Origin of the sequence: Marinobacter vulgaris, assembly GCF_003344045.1 — a bacterium.
Taxonomy (GTDB): Bacteria; Pseudomonadota; Gammaproteobacteria; order Pseudomonadales; family Oleiphilaceae; genus Marinobacter; species Marinobacter vulgaris.
In genome coordinates this window covers 36,415-47,693 of the sequence record NZ_QFWX01000004.1, presented here as the reverse complement: position 1 = coordinate 47,693, position 11,279 = coordinate 36,415, and the positions used below count along the sequence as shown (strand labels likewise).

Sequence of the window (11,279 nt, the reverse complement as noted above, 5' to 3'; positions counted from 1 at the left end):
CTTGTAGTCGTTGACGCGCATAATTTAAAACTTTGTCAGCACCCATAATCAAGGAAAGATTAATATGAATATTGCACTTAAAAGAACGCTCTTATCGACGCTTGTTGTGCCTTTTGCACTGGGTGTGCAATCTGTCAACGCAGCCGAGATTACCGAGTGGGGTTATAACGTCGACAACACCCTGACCAACGCGCAATTCAATGGTGGCGGCTCAGGCGGCACAACCGTCGAAGAAGACCATAACCTGTCTTGGGGCAATACGGATCTCGCTAATACCGGTGATCGGTCATCGGTTGCAATCGAAGACGTATCGGCCACAGGTGGCCTGATCACTAATGGTGGTTACGTTAATGGTGGAACCTTCACTCATACCAACAATATCATTGGGGCCAGCTACACGACGCTGACCAGCTTCGATCTTATTTCATCCCTGACGCTGAATGCGGCAACGCCGGACACCGGTGACGTCCAGAGGCTGGATGATCTTACGTTCAAGACGTCGTTTATTGAAACGCAGAACAATGCCGGCAGCTGTTTTGCAGGCTCGTCGCCGAAAGCCTGTGATGACATTTTCACCATTGATAATATCGACGAGTTGGGCGGTTCCAAGAACGTAGACGGTTGGTTTGAGATCGCGTCACCATCATTCACTATCGACGACTACAGCTACACGGTTTTCCTTGAGTTGGAAAGCCTGTTCGCTCTAGGGGAAACCTGTGAGGTGGCTGGTGCCCCATCTGACTGCGTTGGCCTTCAGACAATCGAAGATCAGGAAAATGCTTTTCAGACCCGCTTCCGTATTGCCTCGTCGCCAGTAAGCGTTCCTGAGCCGGGTACACTTGCGCTGATGGGCCTCGGTCTTGCCGGGTTCGCGCTCTCACGTAGGAAAAAAGTAGCCACTGCATAATATTCAAAAAGAAAAAACCGGAGCAGATGCCCCGGTTTTTTTCATTTGTGCTATATCAATCAGGCCTTGCGGCGAGAGAAACCAAGACCAAGCAGTCCAAGACTCATTAGCGCCAATGTTGCAGGCTCAGGTACGGCTGTAGCAGAAATTATGTAACCCGTGCTGCCGCCATGGTCCTCTCTGAGTAGCTGCAGATAATGAGTGCCTGCAGAAAGCGTTGTGCCAAAGCTGTATTCGTTGGCAAATGCACCTCCACTGCGCATCGCACCGAAGGCGTAGTCGCCATTGAACCAGGCGTAAATGCCATTATCGACGCCAACATTGACGTTTACATAAGACGACTCGCTCAGCGTAAATTCATAAGCGACTGCAGTTTCCGTATTCACAGCCCAGGTGGGTGGAATAGCTCTTGGGCCCTGCCACTCGGAATTGGTGAAATCACCACTAAGCCAGCCGCCAAGCTCAGACGTTTGGTCCAAGGTGGGTTCGGCAATCGGATTCTGGGTCGGGTCACCTTCGGAAACGTTAGCACCTGGAAAAAAGAGTGAATTCGGTCCGTAAGTGCTAGCAAGGTCGCCCAGGCTATCGTTGTAGTAACCCGATGTGGAATTATCGATGATCAGCGACGCAGAGGCCGCGCCTGCAAACAGACTGACTGCTGCACCAGCAACAATTTGACTACATTTGTTCATGGTTTACTCCGTTTACTGCTCAGGTTGTGTTTCGAACGAGGAGTAAATAGCACGTGTCATGCCAGAACAATAAAAAATATATTTATCAGATGCATACGATTATTTAGATGTTCTCACCGCACGATTGTGTAAAGAAAGATGACATATCTTTCCCAATCTGAAGCCGGTTAGTAAGTAACAGGTTATGCGCCAGGCTACCATGCGCATAGTCAGCACCTGACTCCGACCGAACTGGAGACAATTCATTTCAGCAAGATATCAGAAGTGTAAATATTCCCGACATGAGGACGACAAATTGAGGATTTCAGGCTCTTTTCAGAGTTCAACTGTTCGGAGAGGATCAACTACGGTAAACGTTATAAATCGAGTCCCCTGCTGGTGTCAGTATAATTTACGGAATCAGTATCCGTTCTTGCATTAAAATGCCATTTTAGTATCCATGTTAGTTATAAGTCGATCAATTCGAGTTGCTGTGATTTGATCGTCGTTACTAAAATGCCGCGCAAAAAAACACATGGCGTATAATGCGATGCATTTACTCTTTTCCGTTGTCGAAGATACTTACACCCTTTAATTCGAATGTATCGACGCGTATTCCTAAGTAACTAGAAAATATAAAAAATTAAGACTTGGTATGAGTGATGCTTTCATTCCAATACCGCTGATTGGCTTGTTTGAAGTCGGGCTGCCAGCGTTCACAATCAAGGAGAGATAATTATGAACACTGCACTTAAAAGAACATTGCTATCAACGCTTGTTGCACCTCTTGCACTAGGCGCGGCGTCTGCCATGGCGCAACCGATTGCATCCTGGAACTATACGGTCGACAATGATTTGCACAATGCGACATTCACCACAAAACCTGTGGTTGTTGGCGTTGACCGCGGCACCCAGTCTGTTAGTGACCAGCTGATTTCATGGGGCGGTGATGATGCTGGCGATCGGTCATCAGTTGGAATCAACGACATAGATCCAGCTGCCGGTCCTGTGTTCACTAACGGGGCTGCAGTTAATACTGGGGTATTTACCCATACCAATAATATCATCAGCGCAAGCTATGATACGCTGTTATCGTTTGATCTGACCTCCACGCTGACACTGTTTCCAAACGACCCAGGCGATACCGAGTTTCTGCCTCCTATTACCTTTAACACCAGATTCACAGAGACACCGAATAACTCGACACCCTGTGCCGATGGAGGCTCAACGCCTTGCGGTGACATTTTCACCATTGTGAGCATTGAGGGCTTAGGAGACTTTACGGGTGGAGAACTCCCGGGACAGGAGTTCCAACAGGGAGATTACATCTACACCGTGTTTCTTGAGTTGGCTAATCTAGAGACGTTGCCTAACAGTGCCTGTATAGCGGCTGGTGCCAATATTGGATGTGTTGGTCTTTTGACTCCAGAGGATGGTACTAACAACTTCCAGTCCTCTTTCAGTATTACTTCCAGAGAAGTACAGGTACCTGAGCCAGGCACCCTGGCGCTGTTGGGCCTTGGTCTCGCCGGACTTGGTCTGTCGCGCAGGAAAAAAGCAGCAAACGTATAACGCCTGAACGACCATAACGCTCAGATAGCAATGCTGAAAAAGAAGCCCCCGCTGAAAATCGGGGGCTTTTAATTATGAAATTTCGCCGAGCCAACAGCACTCAAGTCAGTTCAGAATCGCTTAGGTGTTGGTCAGGCAACCTCTCTCTCATTTGCCTTGTAGCCTCTGGTATCCGGTTTCGCCGGCAAGTAGCGCCCATCCTCAGTAATTAGCGACCAAACATCCGGACGGCGCTTCTTAATGCCATCAATCAGGGACGCTGCTTCGGTAAATGCAGGGCGACGGCGACCGTGGTATTCCATCACAGGTCCGACGTGATCAAACTCGACGCCAAATCGCTTTAACAGTCGAAGCTGTGCTGGCTCCATGATCGCCATCCAGTGAGTTATATTGTGTCTGACCGACATCTGAAGAATTGCGGCAAAAAGCCCCAAGCTGATATAGGGCATGGCGCGTTTGCCATTTTCCAAATCGCTATAGCGGACAAAATCGCTCGCGCCCGTGGAAGATTCATCCTCATTGAGACGACGCCGGAACTCCCGGCTGACCGCCATTCGCGATATTTCCGCGATCTGATCGCGGCGAGCTCCTTCAAATGCAGCCCGTGCATGCTGATCCATCCGGGGAATACAGGGAGCTTCCATGGGAAACTCATCCTGTTCTGGATTATCGCCGGTCATGACGAGGCGAACGGTTGCAACGCTGTCTCTCGTTATCCGGTGTCGGATCAGAGCGTGCGCGGACCGCGGATCGTAGGCATCGTGCTCGCGTTTATCGACGAAGCAGTCCGGGTCCTCGAAAGGCCGATCAATGCAATAAACTTGGTATCGAACTTCGAAGACTTCGTTTATCGCTTCAGGAGACATTGCTAACTCGACATTGAATACCGAGTTAAAAATGGTGCTGACGTCTTCTTGATTTTGTTGGTCTTTCTTATTTTCTGTTTCTTGGTGAAGTGCAAACCCTGTGTTCATCATTTTCAGGCCCTCATTCTTCCCCGTTCAGGGAGCTGTTAGTGCGATAGTCGCAGTGAGAAAAAGCGCCGTCGTAACTCCTTTTGCCGGCGTACTACGGGTGTATCGAGGTTACAGCTCATCAGACCTCGGAACTCTTGATCCTGGGAACATAACGTCCGGGCGCCAGGATGAAATTAGGGTCGACTGCTGCTTTCAGTCGACTGGCAAGTCTGGAAAAAGAAGAGCTATCTGTGTTCAGAACACCCATGGCGTCGATATTAAGACGATAGGGCAGGAAGCCTTCTTTTTGGCCTGCCTCAAAAAGTGCGCGATAACAGCTGTTGGCCCTCGCAGTAGCATCCGCGTCCCTGCGATCAAAAAGCAGGGGGACAGTCGAGTCGAAGCAGCGATCATTGACAGTCGTTAAAGTGATCAGCGGATTGACGCCGTATTGGGGACAGATGCTTTCAATCATATCGATGTAGCGGCGCACATCGTCTCCCCGAATTGGAACCAGCGGCGCGAACCATATAAGCCCACAGCCATCTCTCGCAGGATTTTTGGGTTTCCCGGTTTCGGGTAGCGTGCCCGAGCGCCAATAAGCCAGCGATAGCGCGACATCATTGGGCGTTCCATGCATGATTTCCAGTGCTCCCGAGAGGGTGTCTGCCATGCCCTTGACTCGCGTTGCGAATCTCCCAGGAAGTGCCCGGGCGACAGTCCTTGCCAAGCTCACTTTGCGGCGGTTTATAAAGATGAGGCGGTCAGTCACGGGGCCGAGAAGCCGCTGCAAGGTGCGTCTAGCTGCTCGGGCCACTTCTCTTGAGGCATAAATTGCTCCAACCCCGCTCCACGCCGGAACGCCGTGGCTGTTAGCGAGAGTGTCAACTTCATGAGCAGGCAGAACACCGTCAACGGCTCTGCTTTCGGGGAAAGCCGTCATCATTGAAAGCATGCGCTGGCTGTTGAGCAGGTTAATAGCTACAACTGAACCGCCGAGCGATCGCAACACAGCCCGTACGGTAGGTACCAGCGCTTCCAGTTTGGCGTCGTCTTTTATAGAAAAGAAAAATGCGGTAACGGTTTCTGGAGCCGGCGCAAGTGCAATAGTAATGTTTACCACCACGCCGAAATTCCCTTGGCTGAAAAGTCCGTCGAGATAGGGGCCGAGTCCCCATTTGAACAGCCCGTCGACCTCCGCTCCGCCAATTTCACTGAGCGGTGTCTTGTAGAGCGTCCCGTCTGGCAAGATCGCTTCTATCTTCGTTACCGCTGCAAAATGATCAGTAATCGGTGTGATGCCGTAACCACGCTCAAGCGCGTTACCAAGAATGCTGCAGGTGGGGCCTGCACCTGTCACGGGAACAAGATAATCACCCTCATGGCTGTCCAGAAACTCCCTGAGCGCGCCCTGGGTTACGCCGGGCCCCACAGTGACAACGCCTAGCTCAGGATCAAAATCCGAAATTCGGTCAAGCCTGCTAAGATCCAGGATAACGCAGTTGTCCTCAATCGGATTGGCACTACCATACCCCCAATTATTACCCGTGCTCACAGGATAAACGGCGACTTGCCATCGCTGCGCCACCTGAAGCACCAACGCGACCTGCGCCTGAGTTTCCGGGCGAACGACAGCCGGAATGGAACGTTTCGTACCTATGGTGGATGCGCCAAAATCTGCTTCGCTGGCGGCTACCACCCCTGAATCGCCCAGGATAGTGACCCATTCGGTAATTGCAGACTCGATTGAGGTGCTATTCACTGGCTTTTCCATGGGTTATGAAGACTTTTCGATATGGCGACAAAGTTTGTTAATGGCGTGTGCACTAATGACGCAAAGAGTATAGTTGAGGTATGGCATGGAAAACTATGTTGTAGCATTACGACTTCGAAAACGAGCCCCCTTAAATAAATCAAAGGCAAACAAGAAGTTGTGTTTAGTTTAAACAAATGTAAACAACCACTTTACATTAAAGTACATTAATTTCACATGAACCGAACCTGTTAAAACCACCAATGGGTCGTTAAAAGCGATATACCCACCATAAATAAGTATCTTAATAAACGACATACAAATGCGTCGCAAAAATACTCCTATATATTTATTTCGGTGCTGTAGCTACTACGAAAACATTCTGTTCAACTTATTTCTGGTTCTGGCTCCAAGCTTTCTTACAACCATTTCAGTGGGGTGAATGAACTCTACGCCCTCCGTAGCACCCTCTTCCATGGCCAGTTCACAAGGCTTACAAGTCCCGCAGCATTTTCCTTTGACCGGATTGAAGCAAAACCACCTTTTCAGCAGAATATCGTAAAAGTCATGATCTTTTGCGATTTGCTTCATCTGGGTCTTGGTGGTCGTTATGAGGGGAAATGACCAGTACTTGAACAGCTCTGCTTCCCAGGAATTATTCAGGGTGGGACGCTCACCTTCTATATCTTTAAAAATCAATTTTTGTAGCACGCTTGGGCACTGGAACCTCTCCAGGCTCAGCTCTACCGAATCCCATTTCTGATTTTCAGCAATCAGGGCGAGCCAATAATATTGGCTACCAATACGGGTTTGCCTCTTTAGAAAATCGAATCGTTCTTTAAGTTCATGATTATCCAGAAAATCTGATCTTAAAAAAATATTTTTCGGATATAAGGTGACGCCTGGACTGAGACGTTGTCTCACCATTTTGGAAATAAGATCCATACTCTCGAGTTCACGCAGTGTGCTGGAACGTGTGCTATCAATAACATAGATAGGTTGTACACTTCTTTTCTCGACAAGCAAAAGCTGAAGAAGGCGGAATGTTGAGTCCCAGCCGCCGGTCCATAAGAGAGTCGTTATTTCGGGCATAGAAGGCGTCTCTTTCCATGAGGTGGTTAAATTTTAGCATGTCGTGCGTAAACCGCTGAAGGTTGCCACCCATTCCACGTGAAGCCGGTCAGAATCCCATCTGTGCCAAACCTTCAAGCGTTACCGATAGGCTTCCGAATGACCGCGGGTTATTGGCTGTCCATCCGCCATCCGTAAAATCGATCAATGCTGCGGTGGCTGAGCGGGATACTGCGAGAGCTGCCGCGAGACTAACTCCCATAATGAGTGTTTTATGTTTTCTCCTAATTCTTTACTGCGGGAGAGCCGACATTGGCTTAAATCTAGATTAGCAAATATCGCGCCATTAAAATAATGTTTAAGGTTCAAGGGCCTAACCACCGTTTGTGTTTTAAAGGTCCAAATGTGTAAATATTTCTGACATGTAGTTCATTCAGCCTCTTGGTTATTACGCTGGAATTCAAGTTGTCTACAATTAACCTTGAGCTAGGCTTAAAGAATTTAGCGTTAAATATTCTGGAGCGATGCCATGTCCGCGACCTTCGATCTCAACGAACGCCCCGACTACGATGACCTCATTCAAACCATTGCCGATTACACCCTCAGTTACCGCATAAAAAGCAAAGAAGCCTGGAACACGGCCCGTAACTGTCTGATGGACACGCTCGGCTGCGGCTTGTTGGCACTGCGGTTCCCTGAATGCACAAAACACCTTGGCCCGATGGTTGAGGGCACGGTGGTGCCCCACGGCGCGCGCGTTCCCGGAACGCCATTCCGGCTGGATCCGGTAAAAGCTGCCTGGGATATTGGCTGTATCATTCGCTGGCTGGACTATAACGACACTTGGCTTGCGGCCGAGTGGGGCCATCCGTCCGATAACCTAGGGGGCATTCTTGCGGTAGCGGACCATCTTTCCCAGAAACGGGTGGCGGAAGGCAAAGAACCGCTGACTATGAAAGATGTTCTTGAAGCCATGATCATGGCCCACGAAATTCAGGGTGTGCTGGCACTGGAGAATTCCTTTAACCGGGTAGGGCTGGACCACGTGGTACTGGTGAAAGTCGCATCGACCGCGGTCACTGCAAAACTGATGGGCGCAAACCGGAAACAAATGTGTTCGGCGCTGTCCCACGCCTGGGTGGATGGCCAGTCGTTGCGCACGTACCGCCACGCACCCAATGCAGGCTCCCGAAAATCCTGGGCAGCGGGGGATGCGACTTCTCGCGCTGTCCGGCTGGCAGGCATCGCCATGAGAGGCGAAATGGGCATTCCAAGCGCGCTAACAGCTCCCCAGTGGGGCTTTTACGATGTGCTGTTCAGTAAGACCAACAAGGATCAGAAGCTTAAACCTGAAGACAAGCGTCAGTTTTCTTTACCCCAGGACTTCGGATCCTACGTGATGGAGAACATACTGTTCAAAATTTCGTTCCCGGCAGAATTTCATGCCCAGACAGCGGCCGAAGCAGCGGTGACTTTGCACCCGCAGGTGAAAGACCGGATAGAGGAAATCGATCGCATTGTTATCACAACCCATGAATCCGCCATTCGCATTATTTCCAAACAGGGCAAGCTGGCGAATGCGGCGGACAGGGATCACTGTCTGCAGTACATGACGGCGGTACCGTTGATCTTCGGCAACCTGACCGCTGAACATTACGAAGACAGTTTCCACGAGGCCAATCCGATCATCGACAGGGTCCGTGAAAAAATGGAAGTGGTGGAAGATGAGCGATATAGCCGTGAGTATCTGGAGGAGGACAAACGCTCAATCGCCAATGCCATTCAGGTGTTTTTCAAGGATGGCAGCAGCACGGATATCGTTGCGGTCGAATATCCTATCGGTCATCGCCGCCGCAGAAAAGAGGGCATTCCCCTGCTGGAAGATAAGTTCAACAACAACCTGGCTACGCGTTTTCCGGGGCAGCGCTGTGACGAGATCTCCGAGCTCTGTAAAAATCAGAAGACACTGGAAGGAACGCCGGTGCACGAGTTTGTTGGTCTTTTTGTGATTTGAAGGTGATACCGAAAAATTACAGGTGTGTTGGGAGCGTCAGTTTTTTTTGCACTTCCGCACGCCAGTTTGCTCGTTAGCGATTGCAGTTACAAAAATTTACAGTACACTGCTGGTCATATAACGCTGTATGTAACGCACGGGATGCGTTGTTTCATTGTTGTGAGCAGCAAAAAGGAGTTGGCGTGGCCCACGTCAGATTGTTTAAACATTATATCCACCTGCCCTATGTCATCCTCGGCCTGATTGATTTTTTGGTGCTGACGTTTGGCTTCGCTCTGGCCGTATTTTTTCGCTACTTCGGTGATCTAGCCTTTTTCCTTGAAAACCTCGGCTTCCTGCTACCGTCGGCTTTCGTTTTCTCAGCCGTGAACTTGTTGGTGATGATAGCGCTTGGCGTCCACCAGTCTCGCCTGGAAGAAGGCATGTCGGGAATGATGCTGCGTACTATCATCACCCTGATTATCAGTGTTCCGTTGTGCGGTTTTGCCTATCTGCTTGCCTCCGACTGGCTTTGGTACATGGGGGCCAGCAGCGTACTGACCACCGCGTCCGTTTTCGGGTTTTTCCTGCTGGGCATTATTCGCTCACTCTTTTTTGCCACGGTGGGTAAGGAAACCTTTAAACGAAAAGTGTTGGTGTTGGGAGCAGGTTTGCGTGCCAGGCAGATACACGAGGACCTCAGAACGCCATTTAACCGCAAGGGTTTTATCCTCACCGGCTTCGTGCCTCTTCCTGGCGAACCCCTGGAAGTCAGTGAAGAATACCTGCTGAAGATACCCGACACATTGCACCATTACATCATCAAGCACCCTGTTCATGAAATCGTGGTGGCTGTTGACGATCGCCGTAATGGCTTGCCGATGGAAGATCTGCTGGAATGTAAAATGGAGGGGGTCCGGATTGTAGACGGCGTCAGCTTCTATGAACGGGAGTCCCGCAAAGTAGCACTGGAAATGGTCACCCGCGGCTGGTTAGTGTTTTCCGATGGATTTACCGTTTCTTCTGTGTATGGGTTCGGTAAACGTTCCCTGGACATTTTGGCAGCCGGTACCCTGTTTCTGGTCGGCCTGCCGCTAATGTTACTGACCGCCATTGCCATCAAGATTGAAGACGGCCTCAAGGCCCCCATTTTCTACAGCCAGGAACGGGTAGGGTTGAGTGGCAGCGTGTTCAAGGTTCACAAGTTCCGCTCAATGTCCATCGATGCCGAGAAGAACGGCGCGGTCTGGGCGAGCAAGAATGACGCCCGGGTCACCAAAGTCGGGGAATTTATCCGCAAGGTACGGATAGACGAGCTGCCACAAATTTTTAACGTTCTGAACGGCACCATGGCCTTTGTTGGCCCACGTCCTGAACGGCCGGTATTTGTGGAAAAGTTGTCCGAAAAAATTCCGTTTTACAGCGAGCGGCATCGGGTCAAGCCCGGTTTGACTGGCTGGGCTCAGCTCTGCTTTGCTTATGCCGATAACGAAGAAGATACCCGGGAAAAACTCCGGTATGACCTTTACTACATCAAGAATCAGAGTCTGTTACTGGACGTATTGATTATAATTCAGACAGTAGAAGTGGTATTGTTCAAGAAAGGATCAAGGTAGTTTCGGGACAAGCTCTCCCCGAGACATGGAATCAGAAACGGAATCAGAGAGGAAAGACAATGTCATCGAAGTATTCAATCCGGGCACTTTTGCTGCCCCTGGCGGCGGTTGCATTCATTACCGGCTGCGCATCCAATTCTCCATCCTCAGACGCTAAGGTCCAGCAGGCACTTCAACTGGATACGGTCAATAGTGTTGATCAGTACATCCTGGGTGCAACCGACGTTGTGCGGGTTTCAGTCTGGCGGAATGACGACTTGAGCATCTCGGTGCCAGTGCGTCCGGACGGCAAGATTTCTGTTCCTCTGGTTGGAGATGTACAGGCCACAGGGCGAACACCGGAAGACCTCGCAGACGACATAGAATCCAACCTTGCCGGCTTTATAAGAGAGCCGCAGGTAAGCGTTGTTGTAACCAACATGGGCAGCCATGAGTATATTGACCGAGTACGGGTAACGGGGGCTGTGCAGAGTCCTGTGTCAGTGCCTCATCGTGCTGGCATGACGGTACTTGATATGTTCCTCAGTGCCGGCGGTGCAAATCCTTTTGCAGCTCCCAATAACGCGATGCTTTACAGGCCCGTGGAGGGTGAGGTTGTAGCAATTCCCGTAAGACTGGACGATATCCTGACCAAAGGTGACATAGCAACGAACTATTCAATGCGGCCCGGTGACATACTCGCCGTACCAGAACGAAGCTTCTGATTGTCTCATCAGATCAACGACGCTGCGCTAATTGCT

9 protein-coding genes are annotated in these 11,279 nt (G+C 50.2%); 5 read left to right on the top strand and 4 right to left on the bottom strand.

Annotated elements, in window-relative coordinates; translation table 11 throughout:
- The first annotated feature begins 64 nt into the window (after positions 1–64).
- Positions 65–907, top strand: a complete 843-nt coding sequence (locus tag DIT71_RS09360) for a THxN family PEP-CTERM protein (RefSeq protein WP_114612968.1) — start codon at positions 65–67, stop codon at positions 905–907.
- Between the two features lie 59 nt (positions 908–966).
- Here the strand turns inward: DIT71_RS09360 and DIT71_RS09355 are convergent, their stop codons facing one another.
- Positions 967–1,599 carry a PEP-CTERM sorting domain-containing protein gene (locus DIT71_RS09355; protein ID WP_114612967.1) on the bottom strand — a complete coding sequence of 211 codons (633 nt, stop codon included), beginning with the start codon at positions 1,597–1,599 and terminating at the stop codon, positions 967–969.
- 717 nt (positions 1,600–2,316) lie between these two features.
- Here DIT71_RS09355 and DIT71_RS09350 point away from each other — a divergent pair.
- A complete protein-coding gene (locus tag DIT71_RS09350) occupies positions 2,317–3,150 on the top strand; it encodes a THxN family PEP-CTERM protein (RefSeq protein ID WP_114612966.1) in 834 nt (277 codons plus the stop codon).
- A 131-nt stretch (positions 3,151–3,281) separates the two neighbouring features.
- Here DIT71_RS09350 and DIT71_RS09345 read toward each other — a convergent pair whose 3' ends face one another.
- From DIT71_RS09345 to DIT71_RS09335, 3 genes are all read right to left on the bottom strand, one after another.
- On the bottom strand, positions 3,282–4,127 hold the full coding sequence (locus DIT71_RS09345; RefSeq protein ID WP_227538040.1) for a PEP-CTERM/exosortase system-associated acyltransferase: 846 nt from the start codon (positions 4,125–4,127) through the stop codon (positions 3,282–3,284).
- A gap of 118 nt (positions 4,128–4,245) precedes the next feature.
- Positions 4,246–5,868, bottom strand: coding sequence for an FAD-binding oxidoreductase (locus DIT71_RS09340; RefSeq protein WP_114612965.1), 1,623 nt, complete (start codon positions 5,866–5,868; stop codon positions 4,246–4,248).
- Between the two features lie 360 nt (positions 5,869–6,228).
- A complete protein-coding gene (locus DIT71_RS09335; RefSeq protein WP_114612964.1) occupies positions 6,229–6,951 on the bottom strand; it encodes a hypothetical protein in 723 nt (240 codons plus the stop codon).
- Positions 6,952–7,459: 508 nt separating this feature from the next.
- Here DIT71_RS09335 and prpD point away from each other — a divergent pair.
- The 3 genes from prpD to DIT71_RS09320 all read left to right on the top strand — a co-directional run bounded on the left by prpD (position 7,460) and on the right by DIT71_RS09320 (position 11,243).
- Positions 7,460–8,944 carry a 2-methylcitrate dehydratase gene (gene prpD, locus DIT71_RS09330; protein WP_114612963.1) on the top strand — a complete coding sequence of 495 codons (1,485 nt, stop codon included), beginning with the start codon at positions 7,460–7,462 and terminating at the stop codon, positions 8,942–8,944.
- 182 nt (positions 8,945–9,126) lie between these two features.
- Positions 9,127–10,539, top strand: coding sequence for a TIGR03013 family XrtA/PEP-CTERM system glycosyltransferase (locus DIT71_RS09325; RefSeq protein WP_114612962.1), 1,413 nt, complete (start codon positions 9,127–9,129; stop codon positions 10,537–10,539).
- Between the two features lie 59 nt (positions 10,540–10,598).
- Positions 10,599–11,243, top strand: a complete 645-nt coding sequence (locus tag DIT71_RS09320; protein ID WP_114612961.1) for an XrtA/PEP-CTERM system exopolysaccharide export protein — start codon at positions 10,599–10,601, stop codon at positions 11,241–11,243.
- The last annotated feature ends 36 nt before the right edge of the window (positions 11,244–11,279 follow it).